Raw genomic sequence first — 25,684 nt, forward strand, 5'->3', positions numbered from 1 at the left:
GGGCTATTAATAGTGGCGGGTATGAATGGGTGCCTGAACCTCGCCGTTTCCGACAGTAATATCCAAAATACTGGCGACGCGTTTGGCGATCAGTTCAATATCAAACGCTGCCGCAGAAGCAGGGCTGAAATCATAAACGGATTGCTGTGAAGCGTTGGCTTCACCCACGCTTTCATCGCGGTGAACGACACCCAATAAATTGTCGCCCAAACGCTGCTGTATAAAGGCAGTCACGTCACGATTTATATTGCGGCGATTGTCACATTGGTTCAGAACAAAATAATGTCCCTGTTTATTATTGAGGGGCTGACCAATCATTCGGTTCTCCTCAATTTGCGGTAATAATGAAACCGACGCGGTGTCCGCTAACATGACCACTAAATGCATATCGGCTAATGCGGTCATTGCTTTAAGCGCAGGCCCCGGACCCGGCGGAAAATCGGCAACAATCACCAGTCCTGGATAATTGAGCACCGTATCCAGTCCACGGCGAAGAAAATGGGGATCTTTCGCCAGTTTTTCTTCAAACCGCTCACGTTGTGGTTCAGTTACATTGCCATACGGCAGAACGAAAATATTGCCACCAGTGGTAAGAATCGACTGACTCCAGTCTGCCTGCTCTTCTGAGCGCGCAACAAAACCGCGCCCGTCATGGAGCGGAACGCCGAAATGAAGACGCAGCGCATTTTGCACATCGAAATCTATCGCCAGAACTTTGCTACCCGAACGCGCCAGACTCCAGGCCAGGTTGGCCGCCATCGTGGTTTTTCCTACTCCCCTTTCGGCGAGCACACACAAACTAACGGCATAGCGCAATCTTCTCCAGTAACGGTTTCAGTAAAGTCTCTTTCGACAGGCTGACCGGTTCGCTATTGCGTGAACGGAATAGCGCACCAAAACGTCCCGGTTCGGTGCTGATAACAGGTGCAGCAGGCGGTTGGGCTGCGACTGGCACAGAGTGACAGGTGGCAGGCGCAGGCGGCGGGTTTTCAGGCTGTGATACCACAGCAGATTGAGCATGCGCCAGTGGCGGCGGGAACAGCGACGATACCTCAGAGGCGGGCACATCAACAGGCGCATCAGCACCAGTGGAGGCCGCCAGGCTATCTAAAATTGACGCGCGTGCAGGTACATTCGACGGCGCGACAGCATGTGCCTGACGGAGGAAAGCCGTTGGCGCAGGCGCACTAAACGCATCAGCACGTACCGGCTGAGGTTCAGGAAGATCAATACGTTGGCCACTACCGAACGGTGCGTGTTGTTCATCATTTGCCAGCTGGCGAATCAATGCCCATTTACTCTGTTCCGCCGCTTCCTGCGTTTGTCCAGACATGTCCTTAAAGGCGATGTCGAGCGTTTGCGTTTTTTCTTTGAAACGCTGCAAATCGTCGTAACTTTTCATGGGGCATGGCCTGCAACAGGGGGGAAATTTCCCGGAATATATCATATCCATTTAAACACGGTGAGAAAAATCTGATTATAAAATCAGCAAGTTCAATAAAAGAGTTTAATCAGTAAGATTCATTATTAACGGTAAAATGGGGAAATTAACTGTTTAGCTTTATAAATTAATAAGAAAATTTTAAGTTAAATTATTTAACAACACGATAACACTTAAGCACTAAATCGTGGTTACACATCGTCTGTCAGTGCCAGAGTTGTTAAAAGTTTGAATAGTCCCAAATACTGCCATAATTCATACTGCGCTTTAACGTTAACAAAACATTATTTACAGCCTGCGTTTGCGTCACGCTGAATCAGGCGTTTCGCCTGTTTTTGCCATACTCTTGCAATGCGTTAACCTTAATGAATAGTTTTAAAGAGGTTACAGGCAGGAATAAATCAGTCACGGCGGGGGTTTGATGGAAAATTGGCTTAAAAAAAGGCTCCAGAACGGAGCCTTTTTGGTGATTAACTGACCTTTTCTGCTGCACCGACCGGCTGATTCTCATCCTGATCAACAGCGAAGCAGGCGATCTGTTGCTCGCCGTAACGTTTCAGTTTTGGCTGAAGCTGTACGCAAGTGCCGAAGCGGCGGCGGCAGCGCGCATTAAATGCGCAGCCTGGCGGTGGATTCAACGGACTCGGCAGCTCGCCGGTCAGTTTGATGCGTTCGCGACGGTCATCAGGATTCAGACGCGGCGTTGCAGAGAGCAGAGCCTGAGTGTAAGGATGACGCGGATTGCTGAAAATCGCCTCTTTACTTCCTTTCTCGACGCAGCGGCCAAGGTACATCACCATGACTTCGTCAGCGATGTGTTCCACCACGGACAAATCGTGCGAGATAAAGACATATGACAAGCCCATTTCCTGCTGCAGATCCATCATCAGGTTAAGTACCTGTGCCCGGACTGAGACATCGAGCGCGGAAACGGGTTCATCAGCAATCAGCACATCAGGATCAAGCATTAAGCCACGCGCAATCGCGATGCGCTGGCGTTGCCCACCAGAAAACATATGCGGATAGCGATCGTAATGCTCGGTTTTCAGCCCCACTTTCGCCATCATTTCCAGCGTCTTTTCACGTCGCTCCGCTTTGGTCAGCGAAGTATTGATGAGCAGCGGCTCTTCAAGGATCTGACTGACCTTTTTACGCGGATTGAGTGACCCGTAAGGATTCTGGAACACAATCTGTATTTTCTGACGACGCAGCTTTTGTGCCTGCGGATCGTGCTTTAATAAATCCTGGCCGTGCCAGTAAAGCTGCCCTTCCGTAGGGGTTTCGATCATCGTCAGCAAACGACCCAGCGTTGACTTACCGCAGCCCGATTCACCAACAACCGCCAGCGTTTTACCGCGTTCCAGATTAAACGAGACGCCATCCAGGGCTTTTACTAAGCGTTCCTGACCGAAAAATCCCTTTTTAACCGGGTAGTGTTTTTTCAGGTCAATCGCCTGTAGCAGGTAATCCTGCCTGGTGTTATCAAGACTCATAAGTTGGTCTCCCGGCATCATCCAGCGGATAGTGACATTTGGACTGACGCCCCGGAATAGTACGTAATTCGGGTTCTTCCTTACGGCAACGGTCAGTTGCATAAGGGCAGCGTGGATTAAGCAGGCAGCCGGTTGGGCGATCATATTTACCTGGCACAACGCCCGGCAGCGAGGCCAGACGCGCTTTATCCGCAGCAAACTCCGGTAACGCACGCAACAATGCCTGAGTATACGGATGGCGTGGCGCTTTAAAGATATCTGTCGCTTTACCGCTCTCCACTACCTGACCGGCGTACATCACAATAATGTGGTGTGCTGCTTCAGCTACCAGCGCCAGATCGTGCGTAATCAGGATCAGCGCCATGTTTTCCTGCTTTTGCAAATCCAGCAGCAACTCAATGATCTGCGCCTGAATCGTTACGTCGAGTGCCGTCGTCGGTTCATCGGCAATCAGCAGTTTTGGCCGACAGGCAATTGCCATCGCAATCATTACGCGCTGGCTCATGCCGCCTGAAAGCTGATGCGGATAAACATCCAGGCGTGAAGCCGGATCGGGAATGCCAACCTGCGTCAGCAGATCAATGGCACGCTGACGGCGGGTACTTTTATTGCCGCCCTGATGCACCTTAATCGCTTCCATAATCTGAAAGCCTACGGTGTAGCAAGGATTCAGGCTGGTCATCGGGTCCTGAAAGATCATGGCGACTTCAGCGCCCACCAGCTGGCGGCGCTCTTTTTCGGAAATACGCTTCAGGTCGCGCTGATTAAATTCCAGCTTCTCCGCCATCACTTTACCGGGAAAATCGATCAGCCCCATGATAGCCAGCGAACTCACTGATTTACCTGATCCGGACTCACCAACAATACCGACGACCTGGCCTTGCTCAACCTGGTAGCTGATGCGGTCTACCGCGCGAAAGGGTGCTTTTTCGTCGCCGAAATGCACCGACAATTTATCTACATTTAATAACGCCATCTCGGTGCCTCTTTACTGCTTGAGTTTCGGGTCGAGTGCATCACGCAAACCATCGCCCATCAGGTTAAATGCCAGCACGGTAAGCAGAATGACCAATCCAGGAAAGGTCACTACCCACCAGGCACTTTGCGCATACTGCAACACGTCGGAGAGCATGGTGCCCCACTCCGGCGTTGGCGGTTGCGCACCCATACCGAGAAAGCCCAACGCCGCCATATCCAGGATGGCGTTGGAAAAGCCTAATGATGCCTGCACAATCAAGGGTGCCAGGCAATTAGGTAAAATATTGATGAACATCTGACGCAGCATTCCCGCGCCCGCCACGTTAGAAGCGGTAACGTAGTCGCGATTCACCTCGACTAACACCGCAGCGCGGGTCAGACGAATGTAGTGCGGTAGCGCGACAAAAGTCAGTGCGATTGAGGCGTTGACGATCGAAGGACCAAAAATCGCCACCAAAACCAGCGCCAGCAGCAGGCTCGGCAATGCCAGCATGATGTCCACCAGACGCATAATGGTGGCGTCAACCACACCGCCGAGATACCCCGCCAGCAGGCCAAAAATCACCCCAAAGATCAGTGACAGTACCACCACCAGACAACCGACCAGCAGTGACAGGCGTGCGCCGTACATCAGACGTGACAGCACATCACGTCCTACGTCATCTGTGCCGAGGATAAAACGCCAACTGCCGCCTTCCTGCCATACAGGCGGATGCAGCAACGCATCGCGGAACTGCTCGGCGGGGGCGTGCGGTGCCAGCACGTCGGCAAAAATAGCCACCAGCAGCATGATAACGATGTAAACCAGGCCAATCACCGCGCCTTTATTACGCTTAAAGTAGTGCCAAAATTCCTGAACCGGCGTCATTGGCTTAGGTGCAGCGGGTACGCTAGCGGGATCAACAATAGACATGATTCCCCCTTATTTCTTATGACGTATGCGCGGGTTCACCACGCCATACAGCAGATCAACCAGCAGGTTGACCAGGATAATCAGAACCGCAACCAGCAGCACGCCGCCCTGCACCACCGGATAATCGCGGCGTTGCAAAGCTTCAATCAGCCAGCGGCCCAGGCCTGGCCATGAAAAGATGGTTTCAGTCAAAATTGCGCCAGCCAGCAAGGTGCCGACCTGTAAACCGATGACGGTTACTACCGGCAGCATGGCATTGCGCAGCGCGTGGATTACAATCACGCGTATACGGGTCAGTCCTTTGGCGCGGGCGGTGCGGATGTAATCCTCACCCAGCACTTCCAGCATGGCGGAGCGCGTCATACGGACAATGACCGCCAGCGGAATGGTACCCAGCACGATGGCGGGCAGAATCATATGCATCACCGCATCTTTGAAATCGCCCGGCTCGCCCCACAGCAGCGTATCGATCAGCATAAAGCCAGTCAGCGGGTTGGTATCATCAAGGAACACCGTATCGCCGACGCGCCCCGACACAGGTGTTAGGTTCCATTGAACCGACACCAGCATGATCAACATGATGCCCCACCAGAAAATCGGCATGGAATAGCCCGTCAGTGAGATACCAACAGCGGTGTGATCGAAGATAGAACCGCGTTTCACAGCAGCGAGCACGCCAACAGGAATACCGACGGCAACCGCAAATAACATTGCGCAGATGCCCAGTTCAAGCGTGGCTTTGAAGCGGGGAACAAATTCATCCCACACCGCGATGCGGCTTTTCAGCGAGATACCTAAATCACCGTGCAATACACCGTTGATATAGGTCAGATATTGTTTCCACATCGGCTGATCGAGACCCAGTTGGGCCATCAACTGCGCGTGACGCTCGGGGAGATCCCGCGTTCACCTGCCATGATCAGGACCGGATCACCGGGGATCAGGTGGACAAAAATAAAGGTGAGTAAGGTAATACCGATAAACGTCGGGATGACAAGGCCCAGACGTCGGAGTATGAATTGCAGCATAATCCGGTTTCTCTCATTACCCGGCGGACGTTGCCGCAAGGTTAGTTAATGCTCACATCTGACGATCGGGTAGCCCCGACCGCGACGCAGACAGGCTGCGCCTCTACCGTTTCCAGTAAAACAGGGATAAAACCGGGGCGATTTGCATCAGCCCCGGTAAGGTGACAACGGTTATTCCTGAATGTCTACCTGGGCAAAGTAGTGTCCGCCAAGCGGATCAACTTTATAGCCGGAGACTTTTTTGCTGACCGGTTCGTATACCGTTGAGTGCGCAATCATCAGCGCCGGTGCCTGATCGTGCATGACAACCTGAGCCTGCTTGTAATACTCAATGCGCTTCGCCTGATCGGCAGTTGCACGCGCAGGCTGGATCTGGTCTTCAAACGATTTGTCACACCAGCGTGAATAGTTAGAGCCGTCTTTCGCAGCGGCGCAGCTAAACAGGGTGGCCAGGAAGTTATCTGGATCGCCATTATCACCGGTCCAGCCCATCATCACGGTCTGATGCTCACCGGCTTTCGCACGTTTCAGATATTCGCCCCACTCATAGGTAACGATTTTGGCTTTTACGCCAATTTTCGCCCAGTCAGACTGCACCATCTCCGCCATGCGACGCGCATTCGGATTGTAAGGACGCTGCACCGGCATTGCCCACAGATCGATGGAGAAGCCATCAGCCAGACCCGCTTCTTTCAGCAGCGCCTTGGCTTTCTCTGGATCGTAAGCATAGTCTTTCACTGCATCGTTGTAGCCCCACATGGTTGGTGGGATCAGATTTTTCGCTGGCTGACCTGCGCCTTGATACACGGCGGAAATGATCGCTTCTTTATTCACCGCCATGGTCAGTGCCTGACGCACTTTCACGTTATCCAGTGGTTTTTTCTCAACGTTGTAAGAGAGGTAACCTACGTTCAGGCCAGCCTGCTCATACAGATTGATATTTTTGTCCTGCTTCATGCGCGCAATATCTGCCGGGTTTGGATACGGCATAACCTGACATTCGCCTTTTTGCAGCTTGGCATAACGTACAGAGGCGTCTGGGGTAATGGAGAAGACCAGGCGATCGATTTTCGGCTTGGTGCCCCAATAGTCCGGGTTCGCTTTGTACAGGATGCGAGAATCTTTCTGGTATTGCAGCAGCTGGAACGGGCCGGTGCCGACAGGATTCAGGTCCACTTTTTCCGGCGTACCCGCTTTCAGCATGTTGTCCGCATATTCTTTCGAAAGAATGGAGGCGAAATCCATCCCTAAGTCAGCAAGGAACGGTGCCTCTGGACGGGTCAAAACGAAGCGCACGGTATAGTCATCGACCTTCTCGACTTTACCGATCAGTGCCGGCATATCCATGCCTTCAAAGTACTCATAGCTGCCGCCAGAGACGTTATGGTATTTGTTGTTTTTATCGAGCTGACGTTCAAATGTGAACACCACGTCGTCAGCGTTGAAATCACGCGTCGGTTTAAAATCTTTGGTGGTCTGCCACTTAACGCCTTTACGCAGGTGGAATGTATACGTCTTACCGTCTTCGCTGATGTCCCACTTCTCAGCCAGCGCCGCATGCAGCTCTGTGGTCCCGATAGTAAATTCAACCAGACGGTTATAGATCTGACGTGAGCTGGCGTCATAGGTGGTGCCCGATGTAAACAGCTGCGGGTTGAAACCTTCCGGGGAACCTTCTGAACAGTAAACGAGGGTTTTGGCCTGAACACCGGCGGCGACAGTCATGGCAATCAGGCTCAGACCGACCTTCAGCATCCCGGATTTTGCCAGGGAGTTGATCATGCGTTTGCTCCATTGTGATGTGATGTTGTGTGCATTGCCCGACCTCTGATTTTTTTATGCGGTTCGGGCGGACCACCTTTACAGGTGGAAAAGAGCGAAGCGTTATTTTGTCGTTTTCTGACACCGTGGAATCTGTCAGAGCATGTCGCTTCTGCTTCTTTATTGACGCATCAATTTGTCAACAGTTGCAAAGAACGTCAATACAACGGTTAGTTATTTACACAGAGTGTGAGGAATAGCAAGCAACGCTAAAAAAAACCGTTTTTGCGCAAATGCCATATTTTGCGCAAGATCGGCGGGTCAAAATCCGTACTTTCTGCTGGTGTTTAAGTTTGTCGCTAGTGATTCTCACCGTTAAAAAACATAAAACTTTTACCGGCAAATGTTGAATAACTGAACGATTCACCGTGCGTTATGACGTTCAACCAGCGAAATATGCTGCCTGAGTGGCATAAGAAATCAGCAACTTGCCGCTTTCGGTCATAAGAAGAATGTGTCGCGAAATAACGCTGCAACACTGATACAGCAAGGGATAATTAAAGAAAAGCCGGGAAAAGAATGCTCTGGCAAGCTAAGCCGCTGAAAGGGGATTATTGATACGTTATTGGAAAGAGAGTGCGGCATGGAAAGGCGACAGGTTTTATGATCGATACAACGGTGTTGTCTCGCTACGCCCGGCTCAAATCGCCTTCGGAGGTTCTCATCCTCTTTGCTACAGGCGAAAAAAAACCTGCTTTTTCAAGCAGGTTTTTAAATGTGGTCGGCGAGAGAGGATGACGCTTCTCTGTAAGAAGCGCCCTGCGGGCCGTTGCTGAAGCAACGTTGTCTCGCTACGCCCGGCTCAAACCTCCTTCGGAGGTTCTCATCCTCTTTGCTACAGGCGAAAAAAACCTGCTTTTTCAAGCAGGTTTTTAAATGTGGTCGGCGAGAGAGGATGACGCTTCTCTGTAAGAAGCGCCCTGCGGGCCGTTGCTGAAGCAACGTTGTCTCGCTACGCCCGGCTCAAACCTCCTTCGGAGGTTCCCATCCTCTTTGCTACAGGCAAAAAAAAACCTGCTTTTTCAGGCAGGTTTTTAAATGTGGTCGGCGAGAGAGGATGACGCTTCTCTGTAAGAAGCGCCCTGCGGGCCGTTGCTGAAGCAACGTTGTCTCGCTACGCTCGGCTCAAACCTCCTTCGGAGGTTCTCATCCTCTTTGCTACAGGCGAAAAAAACCTGCTTTTTCAAGCAGGTTTTTAAATGTGGTCGGCGAGAGAGGATTCGAACCTCCGACCCTCTGGTCCCAAACCAGATGCGCTACCAAGCTGCGCTACTCGCCGATGGGGGCGCATATTACTGCGCCCTATAAACAGCGTCAACCGCTTTTTAAGCTTTTACCGCCAATCGCCTGGAAAGCACGCGACGCAAGAAAAGCCGCGATACGTCAATATGTTTTGGGCCGTATTATAACGCATTCGCCTTGCCGGATGCCGGTGCCTGACACCAGTTATTAGCCGCTTTGATGCCGCCATCGGGTGAGGTATAACCCAGACAACCCAGAATCGTATCGAACAACTCAACGTGGCGATGCGTTTTACCTACGCGCTGCTGCGCCTGTAAACGCTCAAAGTTGCTGCGATTAGTTGGATCAGCCAGATACTTATCCGAAGCCCAGACAATCATTGGCACCCGGAACTGCTCAGGGGAGCCATTTCACGTGGGGTGCCGTGCAAATGCATGTTGTCACTGATTGATTCGCCGTGATCGGCAGCATAGAAAACAATCGCTTTCTTATCACGTAACTGATCAAACACGCTATCGAGCATATTGTCGACATACAAAATTGAGTTGTCATAAGCGTTGATCAATTGTGCTTTACTACAGGTGTCATCAACCCCTAAACATTCCGGCTGATAGCGCGCAAAACTGCGCGGGTAACGCTGCGAATAAAGATAGTGCGAGCCTTTTGTATGCAGAACCACTAAATGTTTGCCGTCAGGAAAACGATCCAGCGACGCTTTCAGCTCAGGCACTAACAGCATATCGTCTACCGCTTTGCCCTGATTACGCTTTTCAGAACCAATCTGCTCACGAAACGCGAAGTTATTAGCATTGACGTTATCGTAGAACCATACTTCGCTTTGCATAGCGAACAGTTCAGACGTGAAGCCCAGTTCTTTCATCACTGCAAACACGTTCTGCTCTTTCAGCGTGCGGCCTGGGTTATCCATGGTGCCGCCTTCACGTACAAACATACAGCGCAGCGACAGCTTGGTTGCGGTATCGCAGGACTGACCACGAAACGCGACTAAATTTTTCTCTTTAGAAAGCTTAGGCGTCGTGTCACGCTCATAGCCAAGCATCCCCATGTGATCCCAGCGGGTCGTTTCACCAATCACAAATACCACGTAGGTATCATCTAACCCTTTGGGCGCGACATAGGTAAATTTCTTCGCCGGATCGAGCAACTCCTGGCTATCCATGGTTTCATCAAACCGCGTCCAGGCAAACAGTCCAACCGCGGCCAGCCAGTTTGATGGTAAATAAGAGTGCGCGACGACACCACCGTAGCTTGGCAGATCGATATTGGTTATTTCTTCATTGGCTTTTTGTAGCTTGTCAAAATAGCGAATGGGCAGCCAAACCAGCGCCACGCAGACCAGCATGATCAGCACAGGCTTCAGGCGCTGTCCCGGTGTGCGTAACTGCTCATTTAGCGTCAGGCTAAGGTTATTGCGCCAAATCATCAGCAACGGCAACCCGCTGACCAGTATCATCCACACTACAAAGTGCAGACCAATTACCTCTTTTGACAAATCGATATCGGTGGTCATCACCGATGCCACGATGCCATAGCCGATCACGACATTAAAAAATGCCATGTAATAGGCGGCAGCGACGGAAATCAGCACTAAAAAAGTGGCAAGAACGCGATAAATCCTTTTTCCCCTAGCGAAAGCAAACGCATCAGGAAAAAGGTTAACAGAACAATAGCCACAACTTCCGTTACGGCAGAAACCCAGTCGACGAGTGTGGATTTCGTTAAGAAGCCGTCAAACCGGCGATAAAAAATCGGTAAATTCAATAATATACCGATGTATAACGCCAGCAATAGCGACAGCTTTTGCTGCGTTAAACTTTTAATATAACTCATGAAAAATGGCGTTTCCCTGGAGTGGTGCACGTTATGAACGTATTGTGACTGCCAGATTGCAGCAGAGTTCGCTTTATAAGCGCGACGCACAGGATGCGAGATAAATCTGAGCGATTATAGCGAGGTGGCACAGTAAAACATGCGAGTTACGGTTAGGCCAGAAAATAAACGTTATGGTGGCAATTTGCACATTTTTTGTTCATCGAAAATGGCAGGAACGGCTATAACACCGCCCCTGCTTAACACGTTGTAATACGTTGCCGTACCCACCGGCATCACCACCGAACACAACCGGCCCGTGATAAAGAGAGCGTTACATAGGCGGCGTCAGGCCATCTTTACCTGCTGAAATTCCTCTCGCCACAATGTGACCCTCACGGGTTAATGTGCCAAACAACACCACTTTACCGCCTGGTTTTAACAGGCTTTTGTTACCCGGTTCAATCAGTACGACGGGCACGTCATCCGGCACCTGCACGATTTTTTGTTTATCACCATATTTTACGGTAAGGGTGCGGCCATTGTTATTGACCAGCTTGCCGACGGTGCCGTTAGTCATGGTATTAATCGCGCCGTCTGCGGATTCAAACGGATTAAACCCTTCCCCACTACCGCGCAGGCTCGGTGCAAACACATGGACTTCGAGCGCCTTCAGCTCACCGTTGGCTTGAGGCACCGCAGCGGTGCCAATAAAGCTGTCAGGTTTGATGTCACTCATCTGCGCTTTGCTGACGCTGTTCACTTTCGTTTTATCTGTTATTTCGACGCTGAGTTTTTCCCCTGACGGGTAGTGATCTCCATTTGATTACCGCTAATGGCATCAATGGTGCCGCGTGTAGGCGTAATAACGTTGTCGGCTGCGGCAACAGTAAAAGCAGCAGTCAACAATAAACCGGGCAACAAGGCGCGCAGGTGTAAAGTCATGAGCACTTCTCCAGGATAGTTAGCAGACTGAATAAGCGTAAAGCGCGTGGAGAAAATGCGGGGGAAACGGCAGAAAAAAGAGTGTGTGAAAACATTATGGGCCCGTTTTGCGGGCCCATGCTGCGCTTAGCGAATAATATTAAGCGTTACGTCAATGTTATTGCGGGTAGCGTTTGAGTACGGGCAAACGATATGTGCCGCATCGACCAGCTTCTTCGCTTCCGCTTCATCCATCTCTGGCAGGTGAATATTCAGGGTTGCTTCAATACCAAAACCATCTGGAATCGGACCGATGCCCACTTCGCCTTCAATCCAGGCATCTTTTGGCATAGCAATCTTGTCACGACCCGCAACAAACTTCATCGCACCAAGGAAACAGGCTGAATAGCCTGCCGCAAATAATTGCTCTGGGTTAGTCACTTCACCGCCCGCGCCGCCCATCTCTTTTGGCACGCCTAATTTAACGTCCAGCACGCCGTCGGAAGAGGTTGCGCGGCCATCACGGCCCCCGGTTGCTTTGGCTTTAGCACGATAAACCACTTGTAATGACATATATCCTCGCTATAACGCTATTTAATCGCTCGCTATTTAAATCTGTGTCGTCGAGCGGATGAAGTTATGCCGGTACACTGTACCGACAGCCAGATAATTAACGCGACTTGTTTAAATTATCGCGCAGTCCTTCCAGTTGCATTTTCAAGGCATTCAGTGCGCTGTCATCACAGGCCGCTGCACACTGAATCGCTTCTGGAATACTCTCAGCTTTACTGCGTAATGCTCTGCCTGTTTCAGTTAACGTAACAACAACCTGACGCTCGTCCTCACGGGAACGCTGACGATTAATCAATCCGGCGTTTTCCAGCCGCTTTAACAGCGGTGTTAAGGTGGCAGAATCCAGAAACAACTGCTCGCCTATTTCAGAAACGGTGACATCATCTTTTTGCCACAACACCAGCATAACCAGATACTGCGGATAGGTAATGTCGAGCTGCGTCAGTAAATGTCGATACACTTTATTCATTGCCAGATTAGCTGAATAAAGTGCAAAGCAAAGCTGTTGATCGAGCAACAGTGGCGTCGCTTTCACTTTTTGTCATCTTGATCACTGTTCATGGGTTAGAATATAAATAGCGCACTACATAATTGCAAGCAACTTATTCCTCGGGGGTTAACGCATGATGGATTCTCTGGAAGAGCAGGCGCGACGCTATGCCACACAAGCCCATGCCGAAGCAGGTCAGCGCCGTAAATACACTGACGAACCTTACATTGTGCATCCTGCGGCAGTGGTCGAACTGGTGCGCAGCGTCAGCCATGATGAGCATTTGCTGGCCGCCGCCTGGCTACACGATACGGTAGAAGATACCGGCACCACATTAAGCGATATCGAAAATTTTTTTGGCCCGCGCGTCGCAGAACTGGTTGAGATGTTAACGGACAGCGTGCAGCCTTCTGCTAAAAATCGTGCGGCGCGCAAACTGGCACATTTTCAACACACAGCCAGTGCATCACCCGATGCACAAACCATTAAGTTAGCTGACATTATCGACAATACCCGTTCGATTGTGCGTTTCGATCCACATTTTGCCCGGGTTTATTTAGTGGAAAAAAGGTGCAGATCGCGTTGCTCAAACAGGGCGACAGGCAGTTATGGCAGCAGGCCTCAACCATTATCGAAAATGGCATCGCTCAGTTAGGACAGCCCCCGCACAGCGTGCCAGAAAGCTGGTTTGTTAAGCAGGCGGCAAAATATGGTGGGCTGAGTTAAAAAAACCCGCCTGTGGCGGGTTCCTTTCTTTTCTTTTTTATTCAAGTAACTGCCGGCCAAGATAGGGATTGGCATGAAGCAATTTCATCAATTTCTGCGCGGTAGCGGAAGGGCGCGTGCGGCGTGCTTCCCAACTTTTTACAGAAGAAACGCTAACACCCATTACTTTGGCAAACTCATCAACCTGCATACCCGTCATTTCACGTAAGCGTTGGGGTTCTGGCATAGCAGGTTGAAGTTGGATTTCCGATTCAACAGGGCAGTTATCACGTGTCAAAACAATCTGCTCAAGGCTGCTGAGCAATTCAAACATTGGGTCTTTTAACTCCATAGAGAACTCCTTCAAACTCACTATGAATCACGTGAAAGTAGAGAGGTACGAACCTGAAATCAGGTTCTGAAACCGGCCAGTTCAGGCTGTATCCCGCAAGGGTTTGTTTTTGTTATAGGTGAAACCATTACGGGACACAGCCTGATGCGCACTGCTTTTTGAATAAGTCAGGACAATGCAACAAATGCCGGGAGATTAAGTATGGATAGAGACCGGACGATTTGCTGTGCAATTTATGATTATTTTTTTACCTTAACGATGCCGTTACGGGCAAAAACAGGTTAAGCAAATGATAATTATAAACTTTCACTGAAATGCTCTTATCTGGAATTGAACAACTCTGCTTATCGTTGCCGTAACCAGATTCTCCATCTTTTCTTCACCGTCCAACCCGACGTTGCTCCCAACCCGTCACACCCGCTTGTTCTGCCACTGAATAATAACGTCTTAGCTTTTTATCCGTGCAAAATTTGCGCCATTTGTTTACTTAACAGGCTGCAATCACCCTCCCTTTACCGCCCATCCCGCTTTAAAGCTGAATGCGGTTCATCACACCTGCCGACTTTTTCAGCATTTAACCCACGGTGACATCGCTTAACGCAGATCGCAGCGATGAGCGCAATGCTGCGTAATAGTGCGGACACGTCACAGGTTGTGCATCGTCAGTTAAGCTCAGAAATGATTTCACTGACGCTTCGGATTAATACGCCCAACAACAACGGCTTTCACGTTGTGCGCACTCCCCCGTTTGTTCTATTCTTTAGGCCATTCTTACGTAGATATCAGCCCGATTCACTGACAGGAGTTGAACGAATGGCTTCAGGACTTTCCCGCCTCTGGGCGCGCAGCGGTATCATGCTTGCTGGCGCGCTTATCGTGCTGCAACTTACCGCTTGCGGTGATAAAGAAGGCGAGCAGCGCAAAGCCTTTATTGATTTTCTGCAAAACACGGTCATGCGCAGCGGCGAGCATCTGCCCAGCCTGAGCGAAAATCAAAAGCAGAGCTTTGGCAATTTCGCCAGCGACTACGCCATCATTTATGGTTTTTCTCAGCAGGCGAATAAAGCTGTGGAACAAGGGATGCGCCCGGTAGTGGATGAGCTGTCAGCGATCCGCGTGCCGCAGGACTATCTTTCCCGCCGTGATTCGCTGCGTCAGGCCAACGGTGCGTTAGTCATCGTTACCCAGCAAATTGAGAGCGCCAAAATGCAGGCTGACAGCAGCAAGGCCGCACTTAAACAACCGGACGATCTCAAGAAAGTTTACGACACCGTTTATGACAAAGTGGTGACAAAACCTGCCAACCTGCTTATTCCTTTACTGCCTAAATTACAGGCGTTAAGCCAAAGCGCAGTGCAAACCGGTGATTTCCTGCAAACCCAGGGCACGCGCGTCAGCTTCAATGACGGCGGTGTGCAGTTCCCGACTCAGGATCAGGCATCGCAGTACAACACTTTGATGAGCAACCTGTCAGCTAATACGCAGGCCCTAACGCAGGCACAAAATGCCGTTCAGGGCGGCTTACAGTAATCATGCCAGCAATGAGCCTCGCCCGAGGCTCATTTTTCCCGCAACCGTTGTTAACGCCCCGCAGCTTAAAGTATGAACGGGCTAAACGCTCGATTTCTCGCCTTTCGTTACTCTCTTTCAGATTTATACGCATGAAAACAGCCCACGATTAAAGTGCGATCTGGCGCATTTTTAAACGAAAATTCTTTGTGATCTAAATCACATAAATGAAACAAAGAGACCATCATTATCTGTGATTACAATCACAAAACTGGCCCGGTTACGCTTATAAATTCACCAACGTACTTTTATTACAGCTTAATTTTGTGATCTACATCACTTAAACAACCCCAGCCCCCACCTTAAGTGCGTGATCTGCATCACACTTATTCCAGACGCTACGCAGCGTCATATTCGCGTGATAGAGTCCGCGTGCATACAGTAATACCAGCGGTTTCCCGCCGCGGTGGTTAAACAAAAACAAACGCGCTCTCCTATTGCAGCGCGTCTCAATAAGGGGTGGGTTTATGTCCTCATCAGTGAAGGTCAAAGTACAAAGCTTTGGTCGCTTTCTGAGTAATATGGTGATGCCAAACATTGGGGCGTTTATCGCCTGGGGTATCATCACAGCGTTGTTCATTCCAACCGGCTGGATCCCAAATGAAACCTTGGCCAAGCTGGTAGGTCCGATGATCACCTATCTGCTGCCGCTGTTGATCGGTTTTACCGGCGGACGTCTGGTAGGTGGTGACCGCGGTGGCGTGGTCGGTGCGATCACCACTATGGGCGTGATTGTCGGTGCCGATATGCCAATGTTCCTTGGCTCAATGATTGCCGGTCCGCTTGGCGGCTGGGCGATCAAGTCCTTTGACCGTGCCATTGACGGCAAGATCAAAAGCGGCTTTGAAATGCTGGTCAACAACTTCTCTGCCGGTATTATCGGTATGTTGTTGGCGCTGCTGGCCTTTATGGCTATCGGTCCGCTGGTTGAAGGGCTGTCGCATATTCTCGCTGCGGGTGTAAACCTGATGGTGCAGAATAACCTGCTGCCGCTGACCTCAATCTTTGTTGAACCTGCAAAAATTCTGTTTCTTAACAACGCCATTAACCACGGCATTTTCTCGCCGCTGGGTATCCAGCAGGCCAGCGAAGCCGGTAAATCAATCTTCTTCCTGATTGAGGCCAACCCAGGCCCTGGTATGGGCGTGCTGATGGCCTATATGTTCTTTGGTCGTGGAAGTGCAAAACAGTCTGCGGGCGGTGCGGCAATCATCCACTTCCTCGGCGGCATCCATGAAATCTACTTCCCTTACGTATTGATGGCACCGCGTCTGCTGCTGGCGGTTATCCTTGGCGGTATGACGGGCGTATTCACACTGACACTGCTGAACGGCGGCCTGGTTTCTCCAGCCTCACCGGGTTCGATCCTTGCGGTGCTGGCGATGACGCCAAAAGGGGCTTACTTCGCGAACATCATGGCTATCGTCGCGGCTTTTGCCGTCTCCTTTGTGGTATCAGCCATCTTGCTGAAAACCAGCAAAGTGAAAGATGAAGATGACATTGAAGCGGCCACGAAGCGCATGCAGGATATGAAGGCGCAGTCTAAAGGCCAAAGCGTAGCTGGTGCGCCTGTCGCCAGTGATGCGATGAGCGTTGAACTGAACCATGTGCGCAAAATCATCGTTGCCTGTGATGCCGGAATGGGATCAAGTGCGATGGGTGCTGGCGTGTTGCGTAAAAAAGTTCAGGATGCGGGTTTGAGCAACGTGTCGGTAACCAATACTGCTATCAATAATCTGCCGGGTGATGTGGATCTGGTTATCACGCACCGCGACCTGACTGAACGTGCAATACGTCAGGCTCCGCATGCTCAGCATATTTCATTGAACAATTTCCTCGACAGCGCCCTGTACAGCACGCTGACTGAACGCCTGGTTGCGGCAAACCGCAGCGAATCGAACCGTGAAATAGTCCAGAAAACGTTAGGCGACAGCTATGACGATGGCAACACAAACCTGTTTAAACTGGGTTCAGACAACGTGTTCCTCGGTCAGAGCGCAACCACCAAAGAGCAGGCAATTCGCTTTGCCGGTGAGCAATTGGTGAAAGGGGGTTACGTCGAGCCGGAATACGTAGAAGCGATGCTGGAACGTGAAAAGTTAACGCCAACCTACCTCGGCGAATCCATTGCTGTGCCACACGGCACTGTTGAAGCGAAAGATCGCGTGCTGAAAACGGGTGTGGTTTTCTGCCAGTATCCGGCTGGCGTGCTGTTTGGCGAAGAAGAAGATGACGTTGCCCGTCTGGTGATTGGTATTGCTGCACGCAATAACGAGCACATCCAGGTCATCACCAGCCTGACCAATGCGCTGGACGATGACCGCGTGATTGAAAAGCTGGCCAACACCACCAGCGTGCAGGAAGTGTTGGATCTGCTGTCAGGCAGCCCGGCAACCGCGTAATTCAGATAAATCATTTCCCTGGGGCGGGTAAGCCCGTCCTGAAATCCGGGGCGGGCATGCTCGCCCCATCGTCTTTGAAATGGGTCAAAATTATGAAAGCGTTACATTTTGGAGCAGGAAACATCGGTCGTGGTTTCATTGGCAAACTGTTAGCAGATGCAGGCATCGAACTGGTGTTTGCTGATGTTAATCAGGCGGTGCTGGATGCGCTGAACGCACGTCATGAATATCCCGTTCATGTTGTCGGCGAGCAGGCGAAGGTTGACGTTGTAACAGGCGTGAGCGCGGTAAACAGTACCAGCGAAGAGATTATTACGCTGGTTGCTGAGGTTGATCTTGTTACTACTGCGGTGGGGCCACAAATTCTTGAGCGCATTGCGGGTAGCCTCGCCAGAGGCCTGGCCAAACGCAGCGACAGCGGTAATGCCCGCCCGTTGAACATTATCGCCTGCGAAAACATGGTGCGTGGCACCAGTCAGTTAAAGCAGCATGTTCTGAAAGCTCTGCCGGAGCAGTATCACGCCTGGCTGGAACAGCATGTCGGCTTTGTTGATTCGGCTGTTGACCGTATTGTACCGCCGTCTGAAGCAGGCAGTAATGATCCGCTTGAAGTGACGGTGGAAACCTTCAGCGAATGGATTGTTGATAAGACTCAGTTCAAAGGCGAATTGCCGACGATTGCAGGTATGGAACTGACTGACAACCTGATGGCCTTTGTGGAGCGCAAGCTTTTTACCCTGAATACGGGCCACGCGATTACGGCCTATCTTGGTCAGTTAGCGGGTCATCAGACTATTCGTGATGCCATTCTGGATGACAAAATCCGTGCGGTAGTGAAAGGCGCGATGGAAGAGAGTGGCGCTGTATTGATCAAACGCTATGGTTTTGAAGCCGATAAGCATGCAGCATACATTGAAAAAATTCTGGGCCGTTTCGAAAACCCCTATTTGAAAGATGATGTAGAGCGCGTAGGTCGTCAGCCGCTGCGTAAACTGAGCGCAGGTGATCGCCTGATCAAGCCGACACTCGGCACGCTGGAGTACCAACTACCGCACACGCATCTGGTACAGGGGATTGCTGCCGCGATGCACTACCGCAGCGATCAGGACCCACAGGCACAAGAGTTAGCCACGCTGTTACAGGAGAAAGGCCCGCAGGCTGCGCTGGCGCAGGTTTCTGGCCTTGACGCTAATAGCGAAGTAGTGGCTTCGGTGGTGAGCGCATATAACGCTATGGCATAATGCGCGTATGTTAGCTTTGCTCATCGGGTGCAGTGCAGTTGCACCCGATAGCGGTATCAAACCCATGCAGGCAATAATGGAAGAGAAGCAAGCTTTTGAAAACCGGGTGCTTGAGCGCCTGAACGCCGGTCGCTCGGTGAGAAGCTTTCTGATCGCCGCCGTCGAGCTATTGGCCGAAGCGGTCAACTTGCTGGTTTTACAGGTGTTTCGCAAGGATGATTACGCCGTTAAATACGCCGTCGAACCGCTATTGCTTGGCAATGGGCCGCTGGGCGAATTACCGGTGCGGCTGAAATTGATCTACGGCCTGGGTGTGATCAATCGTCATGAGTATGAAGATTGCGAATTGCTGCTTGCGCTACGCGAGGAGCTGAATCATGACGAGGGTGATTACCGCTTCACGGATGATGAAATTCTCGGCCCGTTTGGCGAGCTGCATTGCGTCACTGCATGGCCACCACGACCCGATTTTCATCCTGACGATGCAGAGCTGCGTGCTATGCAGCAGCTACGTTATCTGCAAATGGTGCGATCTACCATGGTGTTATCACTGACTGAATTGATTTCCCGCATTAGTCTTAAGCAAGCATTTAAAAAGCCCGTTAGCTGAATCTTATCTGCTTTATCCCCCTAACCTCACCGAGAACATGCGCCAGTTTTGGTGTATCCTTTGCCTGTTTTCCTTAACGAGTTGTTGTCATGAAAGAGCCAGAAAAGAACGAAATCAAACGCCTCAGCGATCAGCTGGATGCCCTGAACCGTAAAGAGCCGCAGTTGCTGGAATCGGGTGATGCAGAAAAGCTGGGTGCGCTGTTAAAAGAGAAAGAAACCCTGGTTACTGAGATCGAGCGTTTACGTAATCAACGCGTCGAAAAGTTGAGCGTTGAAGCGCAAAAGCTGCAAAAACTGCCTTTTAGCCGTGAAATCACCAAAAAGAGCAGGCGAACCTGGGCGCGCTAAAGAAAAGCGTGCGCGGTCTGGTTGTGGTGCATCCAATGACCGCGCTGGGACGTGAAATGGGCCTCAAAGTCATGACCGGTTTCGCTAAAAACGCATTCTGAGATAACGGTCAGGCTGCGGCCTGATCGACATTGCGTTGTCCGGCGGCAGCATAAACCTGCTCCGCCAGGCTGGCTAACAGCTCATAACGACGACGATACTCAGCGCGTTTTTTACTGGCAATCTCTTCCAGCGATTTACGTGGCAGGCTTAACGGCAACTGAAATACGCCATCTGCACGCTCTTCACCGCTTAACGACAGCCAGAACTCACTGTAGCTGGCAAAAAAGTGTTCGCTTTTGCTATGACGATAACGCAGGCTGCGGAAAACATGGGTGTTATCACCTACTGCCGCTATTTTCTGCGCCCGACACTCTCCGGCCAAAATAAAAACCACTTCCATTAAAAGACGTTTCGGAAACAGGCCGTGCGCAGCTTTGGTCGCTTCACGGATAACGTCGTTGGTTATGTTTTTACGCGGTCCCTGCAAACCACCAATTAACAACGTGCGCTGGTTATCCTCATTAATCAGTGAAAATGAGAGTGAGGCAATAATGTCCTGCTGATAGCGCAGCACTAATGTCACTTCGCCTTCACGATCATAATGTCCGGGGCTGGCCGTAATAAAAAATGCCTCGCCATTTTTGCCCTGTAAATGAGCCAGCACATTATCGCCGTGGCTTTGCAGAAGCTGACGCAACTGCGGATCCTGCAGCTGATTGATGGTTTGATAGTGATCGAGAATAGCCTGTGCACGCGCTGCCACGCTGAGGCCCGCGCGCAGATAAGGGCGATGAGGTCTGGCTGGCAGCAAGCCCTGGCTGTTCATCAACTGCGTTATTTGCGGCAGTTGTGAAAGCTGGTGTAAATAGCGCGCGGTGGTGACAGGCGATATTAAGGTTCTTAACAAGAACTTTAATCGGAAGCGTTTACTTAGCCACAATTTATCTGGAATATATTTCCCGCTAATTAACGGCAAAAACAGTGAAACAGACGAATCAGTGTTCGTCTCCTGAGCAGTGATAATTGACATGTTAGCGTCATACTCTGAAGTGGGAATGGCGCTCAGGGTAAAACCACGAATATCAACGGCAGGTTAACGTTAAAAAGCCAGGCGGAGAAAATCAGGATTGGTTTACTTTTGATTTAGCAATCGAGGCTGGAAAACAGATCATGATAAACACGAAAAACCGGCGGAATCGCTTCCACCGGTTTGTCACTTATTTACTTAGCTGAAGCGAAACGTGCTGCTGCTTCGTCCCAGTTTACAACGTTCCAGAATGCTTTGATGTAGTCAGGACGTTTGTTCTGATACTTCAGATAATAAGCGTGTTCCCACACATCCAGGCCCAGAACTGGATAGCCTGATGCGCCAGAAATTGCTTCACCCATCAGCGGGTTGTCCTGGTTTGCGGTAGAAACCACAGCCAGTTTATCGCCCTTCTTAACCAGCCACGCCCAGCCAGAACCAAAGCGGGTTGCAGCCGCTTTCTCAAACTCTTCCTGGAATTTTTCAACGCTACCGAAATCTTTTTCGATGGCTGCTTTCAGGTCGCCCTGTAAAGTCGTACCGGTTTTCAGGCCTTTCCAGAACAGGCTGTGGTTAGCGTGACCACCTGCGTTGTTACGCAGTGGGCCTTTTTATCTGCTGGCAGCTGATCCAGTTTAGTGATCAGTTCATCAACTGGCAGATCGGCAAATTCAGTTCCTTCCAGCGCCGCATTGGCGTTGTTGACGTAGGTCTGGTGGTGTTTAGTGTGATGGATTTCCATCGTCTGCTTGTCAAAATGCGGTTCCAGTGCGTCGTATGCGTAAGGCAGGGATGGCAGTGAATAACTCATGTTCTTCCTCTCCATTTAATGTTTGAGCAGCACTTGTTTTGAGCGTGCCGCGTAAGCAGTCGAATCATTATAGTTAAATTCATGATCCGTAAAAGAGTAATCAATGCCCCATTAAACATAAGGGTTTGAGCAAGCGAGCAAAAGCAACCCGTTGTTTTTACGGCCTGGCCTTCACCGGCAGCACTATTGCCGCCGGACCCACTGTTATTTACCCAGCTCGCGCAGCGATTTATCCAGCGCCCCCACTAACCAGTCGATATCGCTTTCCTGGAACGCTAACGGTGGACGCAGTTTCAGAACGTTGCCATAAGGCCCGGCGACTGAGGTCAGCACACGATGTTCGCGCAGCTTTTCAATCAGATTTAATGCCAGCACTTTGTCTGGCGTTTTACTGGCGCGATCTTCTACCAGTTCAAAACCGATAAATAATCCGGCACCGCGCACATCGCCAACGCAGTCGAAACGATCCATCAGTTTGCTCAGCTCAGCCTGCAATTTGGCACCGACAACACGGCTGTGCGCTTGTAACTTCTCTTCTCTGATGACTTTCAACACCGCCTGTGCTGCGGCCATCGCCACCGGATTGCCACCAAACGTATTGAAGTAAGGAATGTCGTCACTGAACGCGGCCAGCACATCACTTTTGGCTAGCAGGCCAGACACCGGAATGCCATTTCCCATGGGTTTGCCAGTTGTGATCACGTCAGGCACGATGTCATGACGACCAAATCCCCAGAACGCATCACCGGTGCGCCCAAAACCAGGCTGCACTTCATCAGCAATAAAAATACCGCCGTTGGCGTGAACCACATCCACCGCCTTTTGCAAAAAACCGCGTGGATTGGGCAAGACGCCATCAGAAGAGAAAATCGAATCAGCAAGAAAGCCCGCAAATTTAATGCCGTGCGCTTTCATATCGTCGATTTGCTGTTGAATTTCTTTGGCAAACCATTCACCCAGGTCCGGTGCGTCAACGCGATACGCATCCGGTGGCATAACTAAACGTGTGGTTGGAGCCAGCGGCTGCCCACTGCCCAGCGCCGGTGATGCGCCTGATGTCAGTTCACTGGTGCCGTGGTAGGCCTCTTTCGTCACGATGATGCCTGTACCGCCACTAAAAGCGCGCGCGACGCGGATGGCCAGATCGTTAGCTTCCGATCCGGTACACATATACATGGCGCGATCAATTTCGTCGGGCGTGGTCGCCAGCAATTCTTCGGTGTAATCCAGAATATTTTCATGCAGATAACGGGTGTGGGTATTCAACATTTTCATCTGCTGAGTAACCGCATCAATTACCGCCGGGTGGCAATGACCAATACTCGCCACGTTGTTATAAACATCAAGGTACTTATCACCTGCCGCATCCCAGAGATATTGCCCTTCGCCGCGCACCAGATGTACCGGCTTGCGGTAGAACAGGCGATAGGATTCGCCAAGCACTTTACTGCGTTTGTCAGTCAGCTTGCGCGTATCAGCATCAAGCGCGTCAGCATGTTCTGCACGAAAACTATTGGTATCCATGATGGTGGAGCGCGTGGCCATGATAACTCCCGTTGCGAATGTAGGTGATGCAGCGAATAGTCACATCATGCCTGCTCTTTTTAAAAATGCAACCAAATACACAAATACAACTAAATACACATGACGCCTTCGCCCTGCTCAGGTAAGCTTAGGCACTTGTTCATGTTGTCTCAGGGAATTTGCCATGCTGCAGGAAACGCGCCTTCACCGTATCCGTGCTTTACTGACTACGCTCAGTCAGGTTAGCACCGAACGCATCATCAAAGAGCTCGGTATATCGCGTGAAACTGCACGTCGCGACATCATTGAAATGGAAGCATTAGGGCTGGCGCGCCGTGTGCATGGGGGACTGGTGGCGATCGACACCCCGCCTGAACCGCCGCTGATCGTCCGTCGCGCTGCGCAGGCCAAAGAAAAGCGCGCCATTGCCTTAGCCGCCGCGCAATTGTTACAGCCAGGCCAAACGCTTTTTCTTGATGCTGGCAGCACCACCACCGTGCTGGCGGAAATCCTGCGCACCATGTCCGGCTTGACGATTCTGACGAACAGTTTGCAGGCGGCACTGGCGCTGAGCGCAGGTGAAGAGCATGAAACGCTGAATAATCAGGTTATTTTATTAGGCGGTACTATGGGCGCAGGCGCGCAACACACGCGGGGTGAAATAACCGTTGGGGAAATTTATCGCTACCGCGCCGACGTGGCCCTGCTTTCGCCCGTGGGCATTGATGCAAAAAGCGGTGCCACCAGCTTTCATCCCCATGAAGCCGCCATCGCCCGTGCCATGGTGCAGCAGTCGAATCAATGTTTTTTACTGGCCGATCACAGCAAAATGGGCGTTGTCAGCCGCACGGTTTACGCATCATCGTCCGAAATTAGTTTGCTTATTACCGATAATGGCGGTGGCAAAACTGTGGCGCTGGCTGCGCTGCAACAGGCTTTGCCACAGGTCATGGTGGTTTAATTTAAAACATAGCGGTAAGCGAATGTATTTACGCTGTTTGCTTTTTCCGCACGTTTAAATAAGCGGAAATGGCAAAGTCGCTTTTTTTCATTAAGACACTATCCGCCATCGCCACCCGCAAAGCTAAACCGGATATAACGGCTCTCACCGGCATAGCGGCTTACTGTTTCGAAGCTCAAACATAGCCGCGTACTTTTCCCACAGCCATTTGAGCCAGTCACTCTCTGGATCCCAGTCTTTCTGTGTCACGCAGTTCACTCTTTATCGGCGGAAAAACAACCTACCTCTATTCAAATACGCCGCTATCCTTTCGCGTCAAACGCTCAGTTCGATAGTGTTGCCACATCGTGTCACTTCCGTTTTGTGAACAAAAAAGCGTTTAAATTAACCGCTGTGGATGTGTATAGACCGTTGCGCGTCCGGGTTTGCTAAAACCCACCAGTGTCACATTACAGCGTTCTGCCACTTCAACCGCCAGGCGCGTGGCGGCAGAAACAGCGAACAGAATCTCAACGCCACACATGGCCGATTTCTGCACCATCTCGTAGCTGGCGCGGCTGGAGACTAATACCGCGCCTTGCGTCCAGCGAGCCTGGCTGCGAATGCCTAGCAGTTTATCCAGTGCGACATGGCGCCCGACATCTTCACAGCCCCCGCCAGTTCACCGTTTGGCTGAATCCAGGCGGCCGCATGAGTACAACCGGTTTTCTGGCCCACCGGCTGAAACGCTTTTAACTGGCTTAATGCACGATCGAGATGATTTAACGCGAAACGCTGGGTGAAAGGCAGCGGCATAACCGGTTTACCGATTTGATCTAACTGTTCGACGCCACATACGCCGCAACCTGTGCGCCCCGCCATTGCCCGACGCTGCTCTTTCAACGCCATAAAGCGGCGGCTGGAAAGCTCTATCTGAACCTCAATGCCATTACAGCCCGGCACCACATCCATGCCAAAAATATCCTCTGGCGCATCAATAACGCCTTCAGACAGCGAAAAGCCAAGTGCAAAGGCTTCAAGATCTTTGGGTGTCGCCATCATGACCACATGCGAAATGCCGTTATACACCAGCGCGACGGGCACCTCTTCTGCCAGCCAGTCAGCCTGAGACTGTTGTAGATCATCACGTTGCCAGACCTGGGTTTCAACCATTCCCGCGATCTTGATCACATTCGCGTCACTATTCGCGTCGTTTATTTTCACTTTATCTGTCCGATCTAAAAACCACAGTAAATAAAGGGTATTATCATGCCGCTTTTCCAGCGAATGATCATTTTGAACCTGCGCTATAACCTCTACAAACTCGCAGAGGAAGAACCATAAAGATCACTGCCAGACAAGCACTCATCAGTCACCG

Annotated in this window: 14 protein-coding genes, 1 tRNA gene, 3 other RNA genes and 9 pseudogenes; 7 read left to right on the forward strand and 20 right to left on the reverse strand. The window is 51.0% G+C overall.

Going from position 1 to position 25,684, the window contains the following annotated elements; translation table 11 throughout:
• Positions 1-6: 6 nt before the first annotated feature.
• From bcsQ to O3W44_RS12165, 15 genes and pseudogenes are all read right to left on the reverse strand, one after another.
• Positions 7-809 (reverse strand): annotated as a pseudogene (gene bcsQ / locus O3W44_RS12095) (cellulose biosynthesis protein BcsQ).
• The gene (bcsO, locus tag O3W44_RS12100; protein WP_269293250.1) at positions 800-1,402 is read right to left on the reverse strand and encodes a cellulose biosynthesis protein BcsO; all 603 of its coding nucleotides are present in this window, start codon (positions 1,400-1,402) and stop codon (positions 800-802) included. The pseudogene bcsQ and the gene bcsO overlap by 10 nt, the downstream one beginning before the upstream one ends.
• Positions 1,403-1,911: 509 nt before the next feature.
• Positions 1,912-2,934 carry a dipeptide ABC transporter ATP-binding subunit DppF gene (gene dppF / locus O3W44_RS12105; protein ID WP_269293252.1) on the reverse strand — a complete coding sequence of 341 codons (1,023 nt, stop codon included), beginning with the start codon at positions 2,932-2,934 and terminating at the stop codon, positions 1,912-1,914.
• A complete protein-coding gene (dppD, locus tag O3W44_RS12110) occupies positions 2,924-3,910 on the reverse strand; it encodes a dipeptide ABC transporter ATP-binding protein (protein ID WP_269293253.1) in 987 nt (328 codons plus the stop codon). Before dppD ends, dppF begins: the two co-directional genes overlap by 11 nt.
• A gap of 12 nt (positions 3,911-3,922) precedes the next feature.
• Positions 3,923-4,825: a dipeptide ABC transporter permease DppC gene (gene dppC, locus O3W44_RS12115; protein WP_269293254.1), complete on the reverse strand. Its 903-nt coding sequence runs from the start codon at positions 4,823-4,825 to the stop codon at positions 3,923-3,925.
• A 9-nt stretch (positions 4,826-4,834) separates the two neighbouring features.
• Positions 4,835-5,853, reverse strand: a pseudogene (dppB, locus tag O3W44_RS12120) (dipeptide ABC transporter permease DppB).
• 171 nt (positions 5,854-6,024) lie between these two features.
• A complete protein-coding gene (gene dppA / locus O3W44_RS12125; RefSeq protein WP_269293255.1) occupies positions 6,025-7,635 on the reverse strand; it encodes a dipeptide ABC transporter periplasmic-binding protein DppA in 1,611 nt (536 codons plus the stop codon).
• Positions 7,636-8,392: 757 nt separating this feature from the next.
• A non-coding RNA gene (locus O3W44_RS12130) (RtT sRNA) lies at positions 8,393-8,522 on the reverse strand.
• Between the two features lie 31 nt (positions 8,523-8,553).
• A non-coding RNA gene (locus tag O3W44_RS12135) (RtT sRNA) lies at positions 8,554-8,683 on the reverse strand.
• Positions 8,684-8,715: 32 nt separating this feature from the next.
• Positions 8,716-8,845: non-coding RNA, RtT sRNA (locus tag O3W44_RS12140), on the reverse strand.
• A 31-nt stretch (positions 8,846-8,876) separates the two neighbouring features.
• A tRNA-Pro gene (locus tag O3W44_RS12145) sits at positions 8,877-8,953 on the reverse strand.
• 124 nt (positions 8,954-9,077) lie between these two features.
• Positions 9,078-10,767: pseudogene (gene eptB / locus O3W44_RS12150) on the reverse strand (kdo(2)-lipid A phosphoethanolamine 7''-transferase).
• 313 nt (positions 10,768-11,080) lie between these two features.
• Positions 11,081-11,691: pseudogene (locus O3W44_RS12155) on the reverse strand (hypothetical protein).
• A gap of 126 nt (positions 11,692-11,817) precedes the next feature.
• Positions 11,818-12,243: an organic hydroperoxide resistance protein gene (locus tag O3W44_RS12160; RefSeq protein ID WP_269293257.1), complete on the reverse strand. Its 426-nt coding sequence runs from the start codon at positions 12,241-12,243 to the stop codon at positions 11,818-11,820.
• A gap of 97 nt (positions 12,244-12,340) precedes the next feature.
• Positions 12,341-12,804: pseudogene (locus O3W44_RS12165) on the reverse strand (MarR family winged helix-turn-helix transcriptional regulator).
• A gap of 62 nt (positions 12,805-12,866) precedes the next feature.
• On the opposite strand from O3W44_RS12165, the pseudogene O3W44_RS12170 reads away from it, so the two are divergent.
• Positions 12,867-13,459: pseudogene (locus O3W44_RS12170) on the forward strand (HD domain-containing protein).
• A gap of 37 nt (positions 13,460-13,496) precedes the next feature.
• Here the strand turns inward: O3W44_RS12170 and O3W44_RS12175 are convergent.
• On the reverse strand, positions 13,497-13,790 hold the full coding sequence (locus O3W44_RS12175; protein ID WP_269293258.1) for an HTH-type transcriptional regulator: 294 nt from the start codon (positions 13,788-13,790) through the stop codon (positions 13,497-13,499).
• Positions 13,791-14,603: 813 nt separating this feature from the next.
• Here O3W44_RS12175 and O3W44_RS12180 point away from each other — a divergent pair.
• The 5 genes and pseudogenes from O3W44_RS12180 to O3W44_RS12200 all read left to right on the forward strand — a co-directional run bounded on the left by O3W44_RS12180 (position 14,604) and on the right by O3W44_RS12200 (position 20,063).
• Positions 14,604-15,320, forward strand: coding sequence for a DUF3053 domain-containing protein (locus tag O3W44_RS12180; protein ID WP_269293259.1), 717 nt, complete (start codon positions 14,604-14,606; stop codon positions 15,318-15,320).
• A gap of 506 nt (positions 15,321-15,826) precedes the next feature.
• A complete protein-coding gene (locus O3W44_RS12185; protein ID WP_269293260.1) occupies positions 15,827-17,761 on the forward strand; it encodes a PTS mannitol transporter subunit IICBA in 1,935 nt (644 codons plus the stop codon).
• Between the two features lie 92 nt (positions 17,762-17,853).
• On the forward strand, positions 17,854-19,002 hold the full coding sequence (gene mtlD / locus O3W44_RS12190) for a mannitol-1-phosphate 5-dehydrogenase (RefSeq protein ID WP_269293261.1): 1,149 nt from the start codon (positions 17,854-17,856) through the stop codon (positions 19,000-19,002).
• A 7-nt stretch (positions 19,003-19,009) separates the two neighbouring features.
• Positions 19,010-19,612, forward strand: coding sequence for a mannitol operon repressor MtlR (gene mtlR, locus O3W44_RS12195; RefSeq protein WP_269293262.1), 603 nt, complete (start codon positions 19,010-19,012; stop codon positions 19,610-19,612).
• A gap of 89 nt (positions 19,613-19,701) precedes the next feature.
• Positions 19,702-20,063, forward strand: a pseudogene (locus tag O3W44_RS12200) (YibL family ribosome-associated protein).
• An 8-nt stretch (positions 20,064-20,071) separates the two neighbouring features.
• On the opposite strand, the gene O3W44_RS12205 reads toward O3W44_RS12200, so the two are convergent.
• The 3 genes and pseudogenes from O3W44_RS12205 to O3W44_RS12215 all read right to left on the reverse strand — a co-directional run bounded on the left by O3W44_RS12205 (position 20,072) and on the right by O3W44_RS12215 (position 23,387).
• Positions 20,072-21,034, reverse strand: a complete 963-nt coding sequence (locus O3W44_RS12205; protein WP_269293263.1) for a VirK/YbjX family protein — start codon at positions 21,032-21,034, stop codon at positions 20,072-20,074.
• A 191-nt stretch (positions 21,035-21,225) separates the two neighbouring features.
• A pseudogene (gene sodA / locus O3W44_RS12210) lies at positions 21,226-21,842 on the reverse strand (superoxide dismutase [Mn]).
• A gap of 204 nt (positions 21,843-22,046) precedes the next feature.
• Positions 22,047-23,387 (reverse strand): aspartate aminotransferase family protein, encoded by a 1,341-nt coding sequence (locus O3W44_RS12215; RefSeq protein ID WP_269293264.1) that lies wholly within the window; start codon positions 23,385-23,387, stop codon positions 22,047-22,049.
• 163 nt (positions 23,388-23,550) lie between these two features.
• Here O3W44_RS12215 and O3W44_RS12220 point away from each other — a divergent pair, with 163 nt between their 5' ends.
• Positions 23,551-24,327, forward strand: a complete 777-nt coding sequence (locus O3W44_RS12220; RefSeq protein WP_269293265.1) for a DeoR/GlpR family DNA-binding transcription regulator — start codon at positions 23,551-23,553, stop codon at positions 24,325-24,327.
• A gap of 379 nt (positions 24,328-24,706) precedes the next feature.
• On the opposite strand, the pseudogene fdhD reads toward O3W44_RS12220, so the two are convergent.
• Positions 24,707-25,479 (reverse strand): annotated as a pseudogene (fdhD, locus tag O3W44_RS12225) (formate dehydrogenase accessory sulfurtransferase FdhD).
• Positions 25,480-25,684 lie beyond the last annotated feature (205 nt).

Source organism: Pantoea sp. LMR881 (assembly GCF_027157825.1).
In the GTDB taxonomy this organism is placed as follows: domain Bacteria; phylum Pseudomonadota; class Gammaproteobacteria; order Enterobacterales; family Enterobacteriaceae; genus Pantoea; species Pantoea haifensis.